The organism is Flavihumibacter rivuli, assembly GCF_018595685.2.
GTDB lineage: Bacteria > Bacteroidota > Bacteroidia > Chitinophagales > Chitinophagaceae > Flavihumibacter > Flavihumibacter rivuli.
Genome location: NZ_CP092334.1, coordinates 2,187,114 through 2,205,444, shown reverse-complemented (window position 1 = coordinate 2,205,444; position 18,331 = coordinate 2,187,114). Strand labels below are relative to the sequence as shown.

17 protein-coding genes are annotated in these 18,331 nt (G+C 48.3%); 8 read left to right on the top strand and 9 right to left on the bottom strand.

Annotation, left to right across the window (positions count from 1 at the left end):
- Positions 1 to 597 precede the first annotated feature (597 nt).
- Positions 598 to 1,425 (top strand): helix-turn-helix domain-containing protein, encoded by an 828-nt coding sequence (locus KJS94_RS09720; protein ID WP_214447420.1) that lies wholly within the window; start codon positions 598 to 600, stop codon positions 1,423 to 1,425.
- 240 nt (positions 1,426 to 1,665) lie between these two features.
- Positions 1,666 to 1,857, top strand: coding sequence for a hypothetical protein (locus tag KJS94_RS09715; RefSeq protein WP_214447421.1), 192 nt, complete (start codon positions 1,666 to 1,668; stop codon positions 1,855 to 1,857).
- A 176-nt stretch (positions 1,858 to 2,033) separates the two neighbouring features.
- Here KJS94_RS09715 and KJS94_RS09710 read toward each other — a convergent pair whose 3' ends face one another.
- From KJS94_RS09710 to KJS94_RS09680, 7 genes are all read right to left on the bottom strand, one after another.
- Positions 2,034 to 3,386, bottom strand: a complete 1,353-nt coding sequence (locus tag KJS94_RS09710) for a beta propeller repeat protein (RefSeq protein ID WP_214447422.1) — start codon at positions 3,384 to 3,386, stop codon at positions 2,034 to 2,036.
- 172 nt (positions 3,387 to 3,558) lie between these two features.
- On the bottom strand, positions 3,559 to 4,707 hold the full coding sequence (locus tag KJS94_RS09705; protein ID WP_214447423.1) for a serine hydrolase domain-containing protein: 1,149 nt from the start codon (positions 4,705 to 4,707) through the stop codon (positions 3,559 to 3,561).
- Positions 4,708 to 4,998: 291 nt separating this feature from the next.
- Complete coding sequence (locus tag KJS94_RS09700; protein WP_214447424.1) at positions 4,999 to 5,526, bottom strand: GNAT family N-acetyltransferase; 528 nt, start codon at positions 5,524 to 5,526, stop codon at positions 4,999 to 5,001.
- Positions 5,527 to 5,763: 237 nt separating this feature from the next.
- Positions 5,764 to 6,138: a cupin domain-containing protein gene (locus KJS94_RS09695; RefSeq protein WP_214447425.1), complete on the bottom strand. Its 375-nt coding sequence runs from the start codon at positions 6,136 to 6,138 to the stop codon at positions 5,764 to 5,766.
- A 79-nt stretch (positions 6,139 to 6,217) separates the two neighbouring features.
- The gene (locus KJS94_RS09690) at positions 6,218 to 6,571 is read right to left on the bottom strand and encodes a DHCW motif cupin fold protein (protein WP_214447426.1); all 354 of its coding nucleotides are present in this window, start codon (positions 6,569 to 6,571) and stop codon (positions 6,218 to 6,220) included.
- Positions 6,572 to 6,603: 32 nt separating this feature from the next.
- Positions 6,604 to 7,731 carry an acyl-CoA dehydrogenase family protein gene (locus KJS94_RS09685; RefSeq protein ID WP_214447427.1) on the bottom strand — a complete coding sequence of 376 codons (1,128 nt, stop codon included), beginning with the start codon at positions 7,729 to 7,731 and terminating at the stop codon, positions 6,604 to 6,606.
- 303 nt (positions 7,732 to 8,034) lie between these two features.
- Positions 8,035 to 8,910 (bottom strand): helix-turn-helix domain-containing protein, encoded by an 876-nt coding sequence (locus tag KJS94_RS09680; RefSeq protein ID WP_214447428.1) that lies wholly within the window; start codon positions 8,908 to 8,910, stop codon positions 8,035 to 8,037.
- A 423-nt stretch (positions 8,911 to 9,333) separates the two neighbouring features.
- On the opposite strand from KJS94_RS09680, the gene KJS94_RS09675 reads away from it, so the two are divergent.
- From KJS94_RS09675 to KJS94_RS09660, 4 genes are all read left to right on the top strand, one after another.
- Positions 9,334 to 9,756 (top strand): hypothetical protein, encoded by a 423-nt coding sequence (locus KJS94_RS09675; RefSeq protein ID WP_214447429.1) that lies wholly within the window; start codon positions 9,334 to 9,336, stop codon positions 9,754 to 9,756.
- A gap of 127 nt (positions 9,757 to 9,883) precedes the next feature.
- Entirely contained in the window at positions 9,884 to 10,987 is a 1,104-nt protein-coding gene (locus KJS94_RS09670; RefSeq protein WP_239804113.1) for an efflux RND transporter periplasmic adaptor subunit, read from the top strand.
- A 24-nt stretch (positions 10,988 to 11,011) separates the two neighbouring features.
- Positions 11,012 to 14,191, top strand: a complete 3,180-nt coding sequence (locus tag KJS94_RS09665; protein ID WP_214447430.1) for an efflux RND transporter permease subunit — start codon at positions 11,012 to 11,014, stop codon at positions 14,189 to 14,191.
- Complete coding sequence (locus tag KJS94_RS09660) at positions 14,169 to 15,602, top strand: TolC family protein (RefSeq protein WP_214447431.1); 1,434 nt, start codon at positions 14,169 to 14,171, stop codon at positions 15,600 to 15,602. The genes KJS94_RS09665 and KJS94_RS09660 overlap by 23 nt, the downstream gene beginning before the upstream one ends.
- 121 nt (positions 15,603 to 15,723) lie before the next feature.
- On the opposite strand, the gene KJS94_RS09655 is transcribed toward KJS94_RS09660, so the two are convergent.
- Positions 15,724 to 16,248 carry a GNAT family N-acetyltransferase gene (locus KJS94_RS09655; RefSeq protein ID WP_214447432.1) on the bottom strand — a complete coding sequence of 175 codons (525 nt, stop codon included), beginning with the start codon at positions 16,246 to 16,248 and terminating at the stop codon, positions 15,724 to 15,726.
- A 107-nt stretch (positions 16,249 to 16,355) separates the two neighbouring features.
- Between KJS94_RS09655 and KJS94_RS09650 the strand changes: the two genes are divergently transcribed.
- Complete coding sequence (locus tag KJS94_RS09650; protein ID WP_214447433.1) at positions 16,356 to 16,736, top strand: hypothetical protein; 381 nt, start codon at positions 16,356 to 16,358, stop codon at positions 16,734 to 16,736.
- Here KJS94_RS09650 and KJS94_RS09645 read toward each other — a convergent pair.
- Positions 16,719 to 16,964, bottom strand: coding sequence for a hypothetical protein (locus KJS94_RS09645; protein WP_214447434.1), 246 nt, complete (start codon positions 16,962 to 16,964; stop codon positions 16,719 to 16,721). The genes KJS94_RS09650 and KJS94_RS09645 overlap by 18 nt on opposite strands.
- Positions 16,965 to 17,976: 1,012 nt before the next feature.
- Here KJS94_RS09645 and KJS94_RS09640 point away from each other — a divergent pair.
- Entirely contained in the window at positions 17,977 to 18,312 is a 336-nt protein-coding gene (locus KJS94_RS09640) for a hypothetical protein (RefSeq protein ID WP_214447435.1), read from the top strand.
- The last annotated feature ends 19 nt before the right edge of the window (positions 18,313 to 18,331 follow it).

Below are 18,331 nucleotides of genomic sequence, written 5' to 3'. Positions count from 1 at the left end.
ACGAAAGGGATTTTTGGGTTGACGAAATGGGATAGGGGGAGAAGTAACGCAAAGTCCGCTCTGCCTGCCTTAGCTTTAGCATCGGCAGGCGAAGGACACGCAAAGGGCGCAAGGCTTTTTTACCTCATCAGGTTTCCTTTAACCCCATCAGGGTCCCCCGAAGGGGCTACTGTGTACCCACATCTTTAGATTAATTTACCCCCATCGGGGTCTCCCAAAGGGGACCCCGATGTATAAAAGGCAAAATAGTTTATACATCCGATAGCTAAGCTCATCTTCCAACTACCCGTTGGTCATCAAACACAACGGGGGCGACGGGTGGGGGGTAAATCTTTTCACCCCATAGTGGTACTCTTCAAGAGCCCCGATGAATTTTCAACCTGCTATTCATCAGGGTCCCCTGCGGGAGACCCTGATGAGGTAAAAGTATATCGTATCTGATACATCTGGGTCCCCTGCGCAAAACCCTGATGAGGTAAAGATGTGGGTACACGGTAGCTGCTGTAATGGACCCTGATGCAATGACATAGGATACATTCCAGAAAGGACTATTTCCATATTTGAAACAAATTGGTTAACTTATAGGAAACCTTAACTGTGATCTTCAAGGATTTCCTTCCCCACCCTGCACTCAGGGAGGAGGTGGCTGTGTACCACCTGCGGCACTTCATCATGCATGGAGGAAAGCAACTTCCCTTCAAGCCCTATCCCCCGCGACCGGAGCAATGCCTTGCCTTTTACCCAAGAGGCCAGGAGACAACCATGCTGGTGCCCGATGGTAAATTGATCCGTCAACCGGGAGTAATGTTGATGGGACAATTTACCCATAGGATCAATCGGCATATTTCCGAGGAATTCCTCATGATATTGGTGGTGTTCAAGCCAGGTGCATTACATCGCCTGACAGGCATACCTTTTACTGAACTGCTCAACCAAACCGTTGATGCCTGTGTGGTCATCGGGAATGAGGCCTGTGCAGTAAATGAGCGTTTGTCCAATACGGGAGATTACCGGGAAATGATCGCAATCATCGATGATTTCCTTTTATCATTGGTGCGAAGGAAACGGCATTCCTCCCATCCCTCCGACCAGGTTTTTGATCTCATGCTTACCTCCAACGAACGATTTTCGATCGATTGGCTGGCCTCACAGAGTTGTTATAGCATCCGGCAGTTTGAGCGAAAATTCCAAGCAGCCATTGGGGTTAGCCCCAGGACCTTTGAGCGCATCATTCGTTTCAACCGGTCTTACCAGATGCGGTTGCAGCGTCCGCACTGGGATTGGTTAAGGATCGCCATGGAGTGCGGGTACCACGATTACCAGCACCTGGCCAAGGATTACCGGGAGTTTGCGAATGGTTCACCGAATGATTTCTTCAGGGAAGAATCCAAAGCCCCTGAGCGTGTGCTTGGGTTGAATGGTTGAAGAATGCTGCAAATCTTTTCTGGTTCCCTTTTATCACCTCATCAGGGTCTATCGTAGAAGACCCTGATGTGCCGTTTTTACCGCAGCAGGGTCTCCCGTAGAGGACCCTGATGTATGAAAGGCGAAATATATATGCATCCCACAGCTAAGTTCATCTTCCAACTGCCCGTTGGTCATAAGACACAACGGGGGCTACGGTAGGTATTAAATCTTTTCACACCATAGAGGTAATCTTCGAGAATGCCCGATGTGTATCTATCCTACTATTCATCAGGGTCCCCTGCGGGAGACCCTGCTGGGGTATGGGAGTGCGGGTACCACGATTACCAGCACCTGGCCAAGGATTACCGGGAGTTTGCGAATGGGTCACCGAATGATTTTTTCAGGGAAGAATCCAAAGCCCCTGAGCGTGTGCTTGGGTTGAATGGTTGAAGAATGCTGCAAATCTTTTCTGGTTCCCTTTGATCACCTCAGCAGGGTCTCTCGTAGAGGACCCTGATGTGCCGTTTTTACCTCATCAGGGTCTCCCGAAGGGGACCCTGATGTATAGTTAAGCTTTCTTCCTTTGCGTGCTTAGCGGTTCTTTGCGGACTTTGCGTTACCAACAATCACGGCGAAACCAGTATCTCCGTCAACTTACCCACTGCCCCATAACTGTAACCATTCCACGCCAATCCATTGATGGAATAATCCGAAGCACTCATCGGGTAGCGCGTTGTCCAGTTGATGAGGTCAGGTGAGGTATGGATACCAATACCAGCGCCAACATATTTGTTCCCTACCTGGATCATGGTCTTCATACTGAAATTCGCAGGAAGGGTAGACACTGTATTCCATGCATTGCCATCCACAGAAGAGATGATGGTAACACCCTGGTTCATGCCCGGGCCCTGCAACCCGAATCCCCCCAGTGCAATGAACTTATCCTTGAACCAGTTCACCTCTATCAGTGGCACTTTATTGGTCATGCTCACGCTTTGTTGTGTCCAGTTCAAGCCATCAATGGAGGAAAGAATTAAGGGTTCCATATTGAAGCCTCCGGTCGGCGCTTCTATGGCTACTTCCCCAACGGTTACAGCCTTGTTGCCCGACCAGGCCACGGATTTCAGTTCGCCCCGAAGGATGATCGGCGGCTGTTCATTCCAGTTAATGCCATCTGCAGAGGTCATGATCAGTCCATGCGCCAGGGTAGTGTATTGTCCACCTACTGCAATGAACTGGCTGCCTGTCCAGCATACGCCCGACAAGTGTTTCATGCTGGTATTCTCCTGTTTCCGGACATTCCAGTCGATCCCATTGGGTGAACTGATGATGGTTGGTCCGGGTCCTACTGCTATGAATTGGTTGCCCGACCAGCAGATGGACCTAAGGTTGGCGTTGGTTTTACTTTCACGATCCGTCCATATCTCGCCATTGGGCGAGGTCATGATCCTTCCACCTTCCCCTATGGCCACAAAAAGGTTATTCGCCCAGATGGCCTTGTTGAGGATTCCGAAAGGACTCAGTACATAATTACGCCAGGTAATAGCACTGTCGTCAATGATAAAACTGACGGTACCACTGAGTTTGTTGGAGCTCCGGTTCTTTTCATCTACGGCCCAGACTTCAAAGGAGAAGCTGGCCGGTTGGGTAGGGGTCTCTAATTCCAGTAAGAGGGATAATGTCCCGGAGGTCATGCCAGAACCGCCCTGCACAGGAATGGTCAGGTCAAGGCCTTGTGGCGAGACCAACCGAATGGATGCAATGCCGCCTTGTGCACCTGTGAAAGTGATGGAGCCGGCAATGCCAACGGTATAACTGGTAGCCTTTAGGGCAACCTGTTTGGGGTTGTATTCCAGGTTAGACAGGACAAATGAGGTGGGGGGTGGATTGGGTGGTTCGGGGCTGGAATCGCTCTTGCTGCAACCACCCAATAGCGTTAGTGCCAATAAGAAGGCACCGAATAATACATGCCTTTTCATGGTACTAAAGCTAGGTGTATACTGCGTTTTGAAGAATGACGCGGGTCAGGGGTGGGGGTGATTTCATGCAGTATCGCCTTTGTGGGTTTGGGCCACTAAGACTCGAAGACACCAGGTTGCACAAAGGCGTCTTGGTGTTCCTTCGAGTCTTTGAGTCTTCGTGGCCCTATTTTCACATCTTCACTCCCTTCTTCTCCATCATATAGAATAACACCATCATGAACACCTCTTCCGCCCCGCCATCGCGGTTGGAGAAAATGTAGAAACTGATATCATCTGAGGGTACGTAACGGAAAGCAGCCTGGAATCCACGCACGCCGCCATTGTGCCCGCGCAGGGGAAACCCACCGGGATCTTCCACCATCCAGCCCAGTCCATAATGCACGAAGGGCGGTTCATGCGCTGGCCTCGATTCCTTTCCCCACAATTGTTGCAAGGAAGCAGCACTGATGTATTTACCTTTTAGCAAGGCTGTCAATACCTGGTTCAGCTCGCGCGTATTCAGGAAAATGCCACCTGCAGATGTCCAATGCGAAGGATCGTTGCCTTCACCGATCACCCATACCCCGTCTTTCTGCGCATAACCGGTACCGTAAGGAACTTTAGCGGCATAGTCGATACCGGCAGGTTGCAGCAATTTTGTTTTCACGATCTCCTGGTAGGACTTCTGATAGCGCTCTTCCAGGATCTTTCCCAGCACAATGAAACCGGAATTGGAATAATGCAGGTCGATACCCGGAGTGTCCTTCACCAGTTTCATGTCTTTTACCAGGGCCATATGTTGGTCAATAGTTCGCGTAGCGCTGTCATTGTATTTCGGATGTTCGAAATAATCACCCAGGCCGGAGGTCTGGTTCAGGCAATGGCGGATGGTGATCTTATCGCCATTTCCGATCTGCCAGGATTTTGAAAGATATTTATTCACGGGCTGGTCCAGTTGGATGGCCTGCTGCTCCACCAACTGCATGATCAATATAGCGGTCAGGCTCTTGCCAATGGAGCCGATATTGTAACGGGTCTCGGCGGTATTGGTTTGTTTTGCTTGCTCTGAAGCCCATCCTTTGGAAAAGGACATGATGGTTTGGTTGCCCTGGACAAGTTGGAAGGTGCCGGAAAAATTAGTACTGGCTATTCTGGCTTTCAGGGAATCTGCATCTGCCGGACCAAGCAGGAGCCGGGTAGTATCTGATGGACGGTGATGGGTGAAAATGGTTTCATTAGGGTGGTTATTGGGATTACCCAATGCGGTAAGGCTAGTGGCTTGCAGGCCGGTTGCCACTGCTGTCGATAACAGGATAAGTTGAAAAGGTTTAATAATCATAATACAGTTTCGCCCTGTGACCCTTTCGGTTGAAATCAGGTTACTGGGATAGCGAAGTATTGGATTAATGGGCATTAGTTTGGGTGAGCGGTTGGAGGAAAGAGTAGTAGGGTAGAGGGTTAACGTTATTTAGGCCACAAAGGCACAAAGACACCAAGTTGCACAAAGGCGTCTTTGTTTTCCTTCGAGTCTTCGAGTCTTCGAGTCTTCGAGTCTTCTTGGCCCCTTAACAACGGTTCCGGATGGAGTAAGAAGGCTGCCAGCGGTGTCTTTTACTTATCAATTGACTGTCTAAGACAAGACCAACCTGAAACCGTAAACAGGTAAGGCCCCTTGCAGGAAATCAAGGTCCGTTGACCTTTTGAATCCGATACGTTCATACATATCCCAGGCGGTTTGCATGGCTTTGGTGGTATGGATGATCACCTGTTCCAATTGCTGTTGCCTGGCTTTGGCTATACATTCAAGGGTCAGTAATTTGCCAATGCCTTTGCCACGCGCTTCCGGACTTACCGCGAGCAGCCTGAAGCCGGCTGCGTTTTGCTCATTGGTGGCAGTGCCGTCTGATCCATATTGGCTCATATCCCCAAAATAGACGACTGCACCTGAAATTCTTTCTTCAGCATCGACTGCTACCAATAATTCAGCACTTGGTTTATTGGTCAGTTCGCCCACATTGGCCAGCATTTGATAGTATTGGGGTTGTTCGGTCTCTTTCGGAAAGCCATCCAATTGAGAATATACTTGTATCATTAGCTTACCAATTTCTGCAAACTCATCTGGCATTGCGTTCCTGACCTGGAAATAATTATTTGACATTTTCAAAGATTTCAAGACTGATCAATAATTGGTCCTTTCTGGATTCGGTCTGAATTCCTTTTGATTCCTTTTCGGAAGGTAGGGATGGTTTTTTCTTCTTAGTTGGAATAGCTGGGACATTTTTAAATGATCAGGCTGTTATTTTGGTGAATGCCTGAAAGACCTGTAAAGCCTGGGTTATGTCAAGTGAGTCCTGATATTGCCGGTAAGTTGGCAGTTGATTAGTCGCTCTATGTTCTATATCCATCCTAACTCTTTCACTATCATTTCACTTTCAATATTTCCAATATGTAATGTTGATTTTGGTTCGAAGAGGAGATTAAATACTATCTCTCCGTTTGTACGTGGCCTGTGTTCTACACCTTTCGGAATGATCAGGATCTCACCTTCCCAGACTTCTACTGTTCGGCCATCCCTGAAGTCAATTAATAATGTACCCATGAACACCATGAACATTGCGTCTTCGTTTTCATGGCTATGCCAGACAAAGTCGTTTTGAAGCTTGCTAAGTTTCACATACTGTCCATTGAGTTCCCCGATAATATGAGTTGTCCATTGTTTTTCGAACAATGAAAACTCCTCCATGATATTGATGGGCTTGATTTCTTTCATCCTGTTGTATTGATTGGGTGAAAGCATTGCATTGGGCAAATATGGCTAACCATTTCGAAGCAATAATTGAAAGCTAAGCTTATCGCTTTAGAAAATCCCCATCCATGATCAACACGGTTGCCCCGTTTTTAGAGTAAGACCGATGGGAACTCAGTCCGTCTGACACTACATAACTCATACCACTGGTCAGTATGTGTTTCTCACCCCCTTCCAATTCACTTTCAAACTCGCCTTCCAGGCAATAGACCACATGGCCCAGCTGGCACCAATGATCCGCCAGGTAGCCTTTGGAAAATTTCACTACGCGGATCCGGAGACCTGGATATTGAAGGGTTCGCCAGGTTGCTGAACCTTCCTCGCCTTTATGTACTTCGCCGGGAATTTTCTCCCAATCAATTATCTGGAACGGTATACCAAGATCTTTCACTTGCATTTCAAAATGATTTATCCTTTTTCAATAATTACTCAACCCAGTAGCTTATTTCCCAACAAAAAATTTCCGGTGAAAGTTTGTTGCTCCTTCTCCGGTAGTGGGTGGAAAGGGGCAGCTAAAATGTCACGGTATAGTTTTTCGATCGGCATTTTACACAGGTAGCTCTGGCCGCCAAATATTTCTACAGCTTTTTGGACTGCCTGTATAGAGGAATTAGCGACAACCGATTTCCGCGCCAAAACTGCATTGCCATTTTCGTCCACCGGTTTGAAGTCAAAGTTATTCGTGATCCTGATCATATCCTTAAGCATGACCTGTGCGGTGGTAATCAGGTTAAAGAGTTCTCCCAACTGGATCGGTGTATAGCTTTCCGGTTTCTTTATTGCTTGTGCCAGGCTCAGGTCATAGGCTTTCTCTGCAATGCCCACATAGGTACTCATGATTAGCGGAAGGGCGACTGTCAGTACCACATTCCAGAAAGGATGGAATTCTCCCCTTGGCCTGCGTAAGGAAATATTTGCTTCCGGAACGAACACCTCTTCAAGTGTGATGGAACAGGAGCCGGTACCCCTCATGCCCATCGCATACCAGTTGTCCTCCAGTTTCACTCCCTTCGATTGAAAAGGTATACCAAAATGCAAGACCTGGGGACCGGCTTCCGGATCATTGTATTGGGCGCTTGTTACCAGGATATTGCCGATCGGTGACTGGCTGGCAAAGTTTTTCCTGCCGTTCACCAGGTAACCTCCCTCTGTCTTTTGCAGGGTGCCGCTGGACGATAGCCAGTCGCCCGCACCCGTACTCACCAGGACAAGCTGGTTCGCTGCAATTTTCCTGAGCAACTCTTCTGAGCCCTGACCTTTTTTATACTTCCAGACATTAGCGGCTACCAGGTGTTGGTGCATGGATAATGCCAGGGCAGTAGAAGAACAGCCTTTAGCGAGCTCCCGCAGGAAAAAACACATGTCTTCATAGTCCCAGCCATCCCCGCCCAGTTCGGTGGGTACCAGGGCAGAGAAGATCTTCTCCGCTTTGAGCCTTTCATAATTTTCCTCCACGAAGCTGTTGGTTGCATCGTGCATGTTGGTACGGGAACTGAATTCGCTTTGCAGTGTGTTAGCCAGTTCGGCTACATGATCGGATAAGGTAATGGTGGTCATTGGGATCTTATTTTGGTGATGAAATAATGGCGTTGATCAACTGGGAGGGAATATTATTATGGGTCCATTCAGGGGGATCGGATACCGGCAGATGGTTGTCAAGAACCGGGTACTTTTTTTCTCCTCACCACTCTTGGATAGCCCGGGTAAAGCATACCGATTGCCTTTGCTGTTGGCCACCTGCCTGGTTGCAGGATCAAGTCAATGCTTTTCATGATCAAAAGGTTTATACTACAAACCTATCCAACCAGTGGCGCTTCGCATTTGCTATACCGTCCAGTTTTTTTACTAAAAAGGTCAGGGTTAAAGGGCCAGATGATGCTGTTTCTTATACTGGAGGGGTGAAAGGCCAAATTTATTCTTGAAGACACGGGTAAAATGGGCATGATTTTCAAAGCCGCTTTCGAAGATCACATCAGCTAAGCTTTTATTGGTGGTGGACAGTAATTTTCCGGCATGCTGCAGGCGCTTTTCCAAAAGCCATTTACCAGGGGGACACTGGTAGAGGGCACTGAAGTCACGCTTAAAGGATGACAGGCTGCGGTTGCAAAGTTTTGCGTAGTCTTCTAATTCAAGTTTGAACGAAAAATTGGCTTCCATAATGCTTTCAATACTGCTGGCCTGCCGGTTGGCCACCTGGTGCAGGTAGGTGACAAATTCCGAATTGCTGGCATTACTGGAAAGGTTGAGCAGCAATTCCAGGAACTTTAGCTCGATCAGGCTTTCCGAGGGTTTGACAGAGGCAGTGAAGAATCCCATGATCGAGTTGCAAAAATTTTGCAGCACATCATCGAAGGCCAGGGGAAGGACCAGTGCATCGGAAACCTTGTCTGTTGGTGCAGGCAATTCATTCTTGTACAGGGTAATGTATTGGGAAATGAAAGTATCCGGCACCACAAATACCACAATGCAAAAGGGTTCACGGAAGAATTGTTCGATCAGGCAGGCACCTTTTTTAACAAAAATAAAGGAGCCTTGCTGCAATTCCCAGACCCTGCCATTGGCATGCAGGTTTTTCTTTCCCGAGATAACGTAATAGAAATAATTGTGTTCCGACCAAATGGTCAGCCTGTTTTCCTTGACCGGGCAGTCATAGTTCAGGAACAGTAATTCCTTACAGGAGAACTGCTTAAAATACTGGGGATTATTCTTCAGTAACTCGATGTAGTTAATGATCACTAGTAGGTATTTTTTGATGGCATCACCGGTGGGTATAGCGAAGACGCCTGCACGGTGATGATTGATTTTTGATACCCCTTTCTCCAGGTCAATTTCAGGTCCTGGCCCTTTAGTTTACTACGTCAAATGTAGGGCTTTGGTTTAGTCTTTTCCGGGGAAATCGGATGGCTGGTAACCCGGATCGCTTACTGGCCGCTACTAGCCTGAACTACCTTTCAAATTTACCGTATTATCTTGAAGAGCCACTAAGGCAAAAAGACGCTAAGTTGCCCGAAGACGCCTTAGTGTAACTTAGTGCCTTAGTGCCTTCGTGGCCCTGTCATCTCGCCAAACCCTCTCCCCGACTGCCTTTCCCGTCATTTACAATTCGTTAAGAAACAAAACTTGCCCGTGAAATCACTTCGTTCTAGCTTAGCGTGCGCAATGGCGAGACTCTTCAAACAAATCTGGTTGATCCTCCTGGTTCTTGTTTTTGCCGGCAACCTGCCGGTGAAAGCGGGCAACTATGTTGCCTCCTTCCCTGACCAGCAGTCTTGTTCCATTGAGCCATCCACCAGGGATGCCGAACCCTCCGCCCTGCCTGCTATAACTACAGTGAAGGCCGCCGTTCCCCTGCCGGGACAGGAAGGACTTCCCTTCGATATCGAAGAACCCCGGGAGACCGAAGATGAGGAGGAGGGTAACAAGAAAACGCTCACTGGTTCTTCCCTTTCCTTCGCCGAATGCTATGCCCTGCTCTTGCAGGTGATCAATAACCCGGTCCATAGCGTTGAATCGGGTTACGCTATTCCCATTCATTATACTTCCCCCAGGCGCTTCCTGGAATGCCGCATGATCCGCATTTGATCCTGCTTCCCCTTGTAGCTTAGTCTACATTCCCCTTATTGCTTGCCCCCGGATGTTCCATCCACCGCCGTTCCTGGCTTCGCCCTCAAGGACCCAGGCAAACGTATTTATCGTTTAACCAACACATATGAACTCAACAAAAATGACAAGGAGACAACCACTCCTGCTCATCGCCTTTTTTGCCCTGGCCAGTCTCACGGCCTGCCACAACAAGCACGAGCAGGAAGAAGTGGAAGCCAGATTTGCCGTTACCAGTACCATCAAGGCAGACACCTCTATCGTAAATGACTATGTATGCCAGATCCAGTCCTTCCAGCACATCGAGATCAGGGCCATGGAGAAGGGCTACCTGCAGAAGATCTATGTAGATGAAGGGCAATTCGTGCGAAAGGGCCAGCTACTCTTCCAGATTATGCCCATGCTCTACCAGGCCGAATTCCAGAAGGCCGAAGCCGAAGCCAATTACGCGGCCATCGAATACCAGAACACCAAGTCCCTGGCCGACAGCAATATTGTATCAAAGAATGAACTGGCCCTCGCCAAGGCGCGACTCGACAAGGCCCGTGCGGAAATGCAACTGGCCAAAGTGCATCTCGGCTTTACCGAGATCAGGGCGCCTTTTGATGGTATCATGGATAAGCTGCAGGTGAAACTGGGTAGCCTGGTGGATGAAGGCGAACTGCTCACCACACTCTCCGATAACAGCAAGATGTGGGTCTATTTCAACGTGCCGGAAGCCGAATACCTGAATTATAAATCGGGTGTAAAGAACGACAGCATGCTGACCGTTCACCTGCAGATGGCCAATAACGAATTGTTCGATGCGCCAGGTAAGGTAGAGACCATCGAGGCCGACTTCAACAACGAGACCGGTAATATCGCCTTCCGCGCCACTTTCCCCAACCGGAAGGGATTACTGCGCCATGGTGAGACCGGCAATATCAAGGTGATGGTTCCTTTCAGGAATGCCATCATCATCCCGCAGAAAGCCACTTTCGAGATCCTCGATAAGAAATACGTGTATGTAGTGGACAAGGAGAACAGGGTGCAGCTGCGCCCCATTTCAGTTGCGGCTGAAATGATCGATCTCTTCATCATCGACAAAGGATTGGCGGAAAACGAAAAGATCCTGTTGGAAGGCATCCGCAAGGTGAAGGACAAGGATAAGATCGCCTTTACTTATGAAGAGCCGAGGGAAGTGATGGCGCACCTGCGCGTGGCTTCCGAATAATCCTTGCACCTAAAAAAGCATTACATGTTTACAAAATTTATGCATAGGCCGGTACTCGCCATCGTAGTATCGCTCCTGATCGTCTTCATGGGACTACTGGCCATAGAAACCCTTCCTATTTCACAGTTCCCTTCCGTTGCGCCACCACGGGTCCTGGTGGAAACGGCTTATCCCGGCGCCAGCGCCAACGTGCTGGTGAACTCCGTACTGATCCCGATGGAACAAGCCATCAACGGTGTGCCGGGAATGAAATACATGACCTCAGATGCCACCAGTGCAGGTGAAGCCAATATCCAGGTGGTCTTCGACCTCGACACCGATCCCAACCAGGCGGTGGTGAATGTAAAGACCAGGATCGAACAGGTGATGAACCGATTGCCTGTACTCGTGCAACGCGAAGGGGTGGTTGTATCGCGTACCCAGGCCAACATGCTGATGTATGTGAACCTCTACAGCAAGGACACGGCCGCGGACATGAAGTACCTCTACAACTACGCGAACGTTAACATCATTCCTGAACTCAAACGCCTGAGTGGGGTAGGACAGGCATCCATCCTGGGTAGCCGCAGGTATGCGATGCGCGTATGGCTGAAGCCCGACCGCATGCGTGCCTACAATATCTCCACTGATGAAGTGATGGAAGCACTCAATGAGCAGAGTGTGATCGGTTCGCCCGGACGTATCGGCCGAAGCGATGGTAAGCGCTCCCAGTCGCTTGAATATGTGCTCACCTACCAGGGACGATTCAGTGAGCCTGACCAATACAAGAACGTGATCATCCGTGCCAATCCCAATGGCGAGATCCTTCGCCTGAAGGATGTGGCAGATGTGGAGTTCGGTAGTGAATTCTATGATATCTATTCCAACCTGAACGGTTTGCCTTCAACGGCCATCGTGTTGAAACAGAACTATGGCAGTAATGCCAGTGAGGTGATCAAGGAAGTGAAGGCGAAACTGGAAGAGATCAAAGGCAGTTCTTTCCCGCCCGGCATGGATTACGAGATCAGTTATGACGTATCGAAATTCCTGGATGCCTCTATTGAGAAAGTGGTACATACCCTGGTGGAAGCCTTCGTGCTGGTGGCCATCGTGGTATTCCTCTTCCTGGGCGATTGGCGTTCTACCCTGATCCCCACGCTGGCCGTACCCGTATCCCTGATCGGTACCTTCATCTTCATGCAGCTCTTCGGGCTGACGCTGAACCTCATCACGCTCTTCGCGCTGGTGTTGGCGATCGGTGTGGTGGTGGACAACGCCATTGTGGTGGTGGAAGCAGTGCACGCGAAGATGGAAGAAGAACACCTCTCGCCCTATGGCGCGTCAACCAAGGTCTTGCACGAGATCAGCGGGGCCATCATCGCCATCACACTGGTAATGGCTGCGGTATTCATTCCCGTAGCCTTCCTCAGCGGACCGGTAGGGATCTTCTATCGCCAGTTCTCCATTACCATGACCACGGCCATCATCCTTTCGGGTGTGGTAGCACTGACCCTTACGCCAGTGCTCTGTGCCATGATCCTGAAGAACAACCATGGACAACCGAAAAAGAAAACCCCGATCAACTGGCTGATCAACGGCTTCAACCGCTGGTTCGAAAAGCTGACCGGCAGCTATACCAACCTGCTCACGCTCATCGTTAATCGCAGGCTGGTCACCTTCGGCATCCTCTTCGCTTTCTGCGGCGGGATCTGGTTCCTCGGCAATCGCCTTCCGTCAGGATTCATTCCTTCAGAAGACCAGGGCATGATCTATGGCATCATCCAGACGCCTCCTGGTACTACCCTGGAGCGTACCAATGATGTGGCGCTCAAACTGCAGAAGATCGCCGAGAAGGTAGAAGGCATCCAGTCCGTTTCCGCACTGGCCGGTTATGAAGTGTTGACAGAAGGCCGTGGCTCCAACTCGGGAACCTGTCTGATCAACCTGAAAGATTGGTCGGAGCGCGACAAGACAGCCGAAGAGATCATCCTGGAACTGGAAGAGAAGACCAGGGACCTTGGCGCTACCATCGAATTCTTTGAACCCCCTGCCGTACCGGGTTATGGCGCTGCTGGCGGATTTGCGCTAAACCTGCTGGACAAGACCAATACCGGCGATTACAAGGCCTTCGAGAAAGTGAACGATGATTTCATGAACGCCCTGAAACAGCGCAAGGAACTGACGGGTCTCTTCACCTTCTTCAGTGCCAACTACCCGCAATATGAACTGGAGATCGATAATGAACTGGCCATGCAGAAAGGTGTGTCGATAGGTAAGGCCATGGACAACCTCTCGATCCTGATCGGTAGTACCTATGAGCTGGGCTTTATCCGTTTCGGCCAGTACTATAAGGTCTTCGTTCAGGCATCACCGGAATACCGCCAGTTGCCGGAGGATATCCTCAAACTCTATGTGAAGAACGACCATGGCGAGATGGTGCCCTATTCCGCTTTCATGCGCATGAAGAAGACCCATGGCCTGAACGAGATCACGCGTTACAACCTCTACACTTCTTCCGCCATCCGGGGTGGTCCTGCACCCGGTTACAGCAGTGGTGAAGCCATCAAGGTGATCCAGGAAGTAGCCGCCAAGACCCTGCCGCGTGGCTATGGCATCGACTGGGCCGGTTTGTCCAAAGACGAAGCCACCAGGGGCAATGAGTCGATCTATATCTTCCTCATCGTGCTGGCCTTTATCTACATGTTGCTGGCCGCGCAGTATGAAAGCTTCATCATTCCCTTGGCGGTTATCCTTTCCCTGCCTGCGGGTGTGTTTGGTGCATTCATGATGGTGAAGGCGATGGGACTGGCCAATGATATCTATGCCCAGGTGGGTATGGTGATGCTGGTGGGCTTGCTGGGCAAGAACGCGGTGTTGATCGTGGAGTTCGCGGTGCAGAAGAACCAGAACGGTATGCCCATCCTGCAGGCCGCTATTGAAGGAGCGAAGACGCGTTTCCGTCCCATCCTCATGACCTCTTTCGCCTTTATCGCGGGCCTGATCCCATTGGTGTTCGCCACAGGTCCGGGTGCTATTGGTAACCGCACCATCGGTTCCTCCTCAGCAGGCGGGATGCTGATCGGTACAGTGTTCGGGGTGATCGTGATACCGGGACTCTACTACATATTCGGCAAGCTGGCAGAAGGCCGCAAGCTGATCAAGGATGAGTATTTCGAACCATTAACAGAAGACAAACATCAACATGACCAGAATACATATGAATAAAGCGATGGGCTTGCTGGGTGGCCTGCTGTTCTTTGCAGCCTGTTCCATTCCGCCGGCAGTCCAGAAGACCCCGCAAACCAATACCCCTGCGAGCTTTGCCGGATCGCAGGATACGGTGAACAGCGCGCAGCTGAACTGGCGGGACTATTTCAAGGATCCCAACCTGGTAGCGCTGATCGATACGGCCTTGCTGCATAACCAGGAGTTGAACATCATGCTGCAGGAGATACAGGTGGCCAATAATGAGATCAGGATCAGGAAGGGGGAATACCTGCCCTTCGTGAATGTGCGTGCCGGGGCAGGAGTAGAGAAAGTGGGCCGCTATACCAGCCAGGGCGCCAATGATGCCAATACTGAGATCAAGCCGGGCAAGGAATTTCCCGAGCCGCTGGGAGATTTGATGGTCGGCGTCTATGCTTCCTGGGAAGTGGATATCTGGAAGAAGCTGCACAATGCGAAGAAGGTAGCCGCACTGAAATATTTGAGTACGATCGAAGGCCGGAACTTCATGGTCACCCATCTGGTGGCCGAGATCGCCAATTCCTATTATGAATTGCTGGCACTGGATAACCAGTTAGAGATCCTGCAGCAGAATATCGCGATCCAGCAGAATGCACTGGAGATCATCCGGCAGGAGAAGCAGGCAGCGCGGGTAACCGAACTGGCCGTTAAACGTTTTGAAGCGGAAGTGCTGAAGAACCAGAGCCAGGTCTATGCCATCCGGCAACAGATCATCGAAACGGAGAACAGGATCAATTTTTTGGTGGGCCGTTTCCCTGGTCCGGTGGCCAGGCAATCCAATCAGTTCAATACAGCACTGCCTGAACCCATCAGGACAGGCGTGCCTTCGCAGTTGCTGGTGAACAGGCCGGATATCCGTCAGGCGGAGCTGGAGCTGCAGGCGAACAAACTGGAAGTGGCCATTGCCCGCGCGAATTTTTATCCTTCCGTGAGTATTGTAGCGGGATTGGGTTATCGGGCCTTTAATCCGGCTTATCTGTTCAGTACGCCGGAGTCAATCCTCTATGGTCTTGCCGGCGACTTGATGGCTCCCCTGGTGAACCGCAATGCCATCAAGGCGAATTACGCAAATGCGAATGCGAAACAGGTGCAGGCGGTGTTCAATTACGAACGCAGTATCCTGAATGGTTTCATTGAGGTGAGCAACCAGTTGTCGAAGATCGAGAACCTGAAGCAGGGCTATGCCTTGAAGGACCAGCAGGTAGCTGCATTGGCGCAGTCGGTGGCCATTTCCGGCAACCTTTTCAAATCTGCCCGCGCCGATTATATGGAAGTGCTGCTGACCCAGCGCGATGTACTCGAAGCGCGCATGGAATTGGTGGAGACCCGTAAGGAGCAACTTATAACACTTGTAAATATTTACCAGGCCCTGGGAGGGGGATGGAAATAAAGATCTGTTGAGGGATGTAGATTTGGTTTAGTCCCGGGGGCTGTCCGCTTTGGTGGATGGCCCTCTTTGCGTCCTCTGCGGTCCTTCGCGGACTTTGCGTTATAAAAAGTAACGCGAAGAGTTATTTCCTCAATCGCCACCAAATCATTTCCCCTTCCTCCTTATATACTTCAAAGCCATTCTTCTTTAGCGTCTGGTGGGATGCAATATTCCCCTTATCCGTCTCCGCAATAACCGCCTGCACACCTGGCTGATTGAAAGCCCACTGCAGGATTCGCCCGATAGCCTCCGTCATAAAACCCCTGCCCTGGAAATCGGCATAGGTCCCGTAACCGATCTCAATCTCCCCCGCTGCATTCGGTGCACCTTTGAAGCAGAGATCCCCCACCATACGGTTATGTTCCTTCTCAATGATGGTCCATAAAGTGCAATACAGCAGGTCATCCCCCGCCTGCTTTACCATCGGCAGGATCGCCTGCTCCAGCGCTTCCTTGAGCTCCCCCGGTAAGGACCTTGGATAGGGCTCAAGCCCAAGGCTATTTTCGAGGGAATTATCCAGGTCGGTATATTGTACAAGGTGGTCGTAAGATAACGGACGGATATATAATCGATTTGTCTCGAGGATCAATTGGGTTGGGTGTGCCATGGGGTAAAAGTTTAAAGCTTCAAATATAAATTAGTATTAGAAGTCAGTAATTTGGATAGAATCCATTTTACTAGAAATATCTTTAGCTATAACAAATAATGTGCACAATGGGCAATTTGATTTTTGATTATATATACTATAGGGTAATTCAATTTTATTTTAAATGGGATGGAAGAAATGGCGCCACAGCTTTAATTATTGTTAGTATGATCCAAGCTTTATTAGTTATTGATTTATTACTAATAATTTTAAAATTGAAATATACAAAGGAACAAATTGCTCCTAATTCAAAGTACTATGCCTATGTAGGTGTTGGAATTTTTTTGGTTTTTTTAGTTAGTAATTATTGGCGCTACAGAAACAAGTACAATTATTTAAAGAAGATTTGGAAGGATGAATCTCCTAAATCTCGAAAATTAAGAGGTGTACTTGTAATTGTATCGTTAATTACTCCTTGGATTCTATTTTTGTTAATGGGAAGTTTTTAAAATTTTAATCTCTTGTTTTGTAGTCTCCAGGCAATTTTGAAAATCAGTTTCATTTTTGAAAGTCCCTGCTACGGGATGGGTTTCACATTCAGAAGTAACTTTTTCCAGGAAAGTTTTCCATTCTGTTTCTGATTCAAATAATACCCAGTATGCTGTGTCTGGAAATGTAAGTAAGATTTCCTTTGTGATAAGTTCATAATAAACTGCAGAATCACCATCGTTTATCATTAGGTCATCTTTTTGACATGTAATCTATTCTAAAAGACCGGTAAGTTCTTTTTTGGGAATTCTTCTAGCCATAGTAAACCGAGTTTTCAATTTCATAATGTTTCTTTTATTTCAGGATGGAGATAGAAAAGTAACTATTTAATTGATTATTTAACAGGAAATTCGGATAGGGATTTTGTTCAAAAGAAAATGGGAATTGAAGACGTATTGAATATGATAATAAGGCCATCAGTATGGTCATAACGGAGTTTTCTCATAAGCCCAGATAATTGATTAGGCTTGAAATGTTCCTGGAGAAGGTTTAAATGTTTTTTTGGGGAACTATTGATACTATGGTAAAAAAATACCTCAAATAGGGAATTTGGGAAGTTGTTGATCAAGATTACTCTCTTTATTTCTTTGTTTTATTTTGTAAGCAAGGGGTTCTGGGATTCCATGTGCAAACAGCAGAGAAAGAATGATGAACTATTGAATAATGGTGTCGTATTCCAGGGAACTGTTGTAAGAATGGAGATCTCGAATAATCATCGATTTTGGGTAATAGGATTTGGGATAACCGAGTCGACGACGGTACACTTTAATAATAAATTGGAAAATGGAATCCTTTTTCCTTAATGGAAAGATAATGGCATTGCTGAGCTTTATTGCTACATTTCTAGTGGTTTGAAAGTTGGGAATAGCATAAGTGTAGACTCCGAAAAGAAGGGGATAGTATTTACATATTCAAATCTATCCGGAGCCTTTTCAAATGCGAATTCCAGTTCAGCAAACGGTTTCACGAGGTCGAAAATGCAAAGATGTAAAACTATACCGACCTACTGGTTCAATAAAAGCATATACGGTAAGTTTGTTGTCAACCCAATGGAAATTTTTGCCGTACGGCATCAAAGCGGCAGAAAAGAATATTAGGCTTTAGCTTAATAAGGTATTAATACCGCTCCCATACGGGGTTTTTCCCATTGTCTTCCCCTTTTTTGCAATTGTACCTTCAATCTTCCTCAAATCAATTAGTATGTTTCTGATTATTGATGCAGTCACCTGCCTCAAACAGGATGACTATACTGGAAAAGATGACATTTTTTTGCTTGTAAATAATGGATTTCCTCGAACAATCGAGGTTGGTGAATTGGTGAATCATCAGACCAAAAAAATTTCCCGGGAAGTAACGTTGACGGAAAACAGCCAGCACTCCATAGAGATTTGGGAAAGAGATGAGTTAAGCGCCAATGATTTGATTGGCACCATATTCCTTGCTGATTTTACACCCAATATGGAACAGCAGGCTGTAGTAGAAAATGGTGATGTCTCCTACAAGCTTTGGTTTACGATTGTCACAGAGTCTCAATAACATTCATTATAAAACTTCC

Coding starts and splice junctions, on each gene's coding strand:
- KJS94_RS09695 (WP_214447425.1), bottom strand. CDS start 6,138: ATGAAAGAAATCAAGCCCATCAATATCATGGAGGAGTTTTCATTGTTC.
- KJS94_RS09645 (WP_214447434.1), bottom strand. CDS start 16,964: ATGATAAACGATGGTGATTCTGCAGTTTATTATGAACTTATCACAAAG.
- KJS94_RS09660 (WP_214447431.1), top strand. CDS start 14,169: ATGACCAGAATACATATGAATAAAGCGATGGGCTTGCTGGGTGGCCTG.
- KJS94_RS09700 (WP_214447424.1), bottom strand. CDS start 5,526: ATGTCAAATAATTATTTCCAGGTCAGGAACGCAATGCCAGATGAGTTT.
- KJS94_RS09670 (WP_239804113.1), top strand. CDS start 9,884: ATGAACTCAACAAAAATGACAAGGAGACAACCACTCCTGCTCATCGCC.
- KJS94_RS09650 (WP_214447433.1), top strand. CDS start 16,356: ATGGGCAATTTGATTTTTGATTATATATACTATAGGGTAATTCAATTT.
- KJS94_RS09640 (WP_214447435.1), top strand. CDS start 17,977: ATGTTTCTGATTATTGATGCAGTCACCTGCCTCAAACAGGATGACTAT.
- KJS94_RS09710 (WP_214447422.1), bottom strand. CDS start 3,386: ATGAAAAGGCATGTATTATTCGGTGCCTTCTTATTGGCACTAACGCTA.
- KJS94_RS09715 (WP_214447421.1), top strand. CDS start 1,666: ATGCCCGATGTGTATCTATCCTACTATTCATCAGGGTCCCCTGCGGGA.
- KJS94_RS09675 (WP_214447429.1), top strand. CDS start 9,334: ATGGCGAGACTCTTCAAACAAATCTGGTTGATCCTCCTGGTTCTTGTT.
- KJS94_RS09655 (WP_214447432.1), bottom strand. CDS start 16,248: ATGGCACACCCAACCCAATTGATCCTCGAGACAAATCGATTATATATC.
- KJS94_RS09685 (WP_214447427.1), bottom strand. CDS start 7,731: ATGACCACCATTACCTTATCCGATCATGTAGCCGAACTGGCTAACACA.
- KJS94_RS09705 (WP_214447423.1), bottom strand. CDS start 4,707: ATGATTATTAAACCTTTTCAACTTATCCTGTTATCGACAGCAGTGGCA.
- KJS94_RS09665 (WP_214447430.1), top strand. CDS start 11,012: ATGTTTACAAAATTTATGCATAGGCCGGTACTCGCCATCGTAGTATCG.
- KJS94_RS09690 (WP_214447426.1), bottom strand. CDS start 6,571: ATGCAAGTGAAAGATCTTGGTATACCGTTCCAGATAATTGATTGGGAG.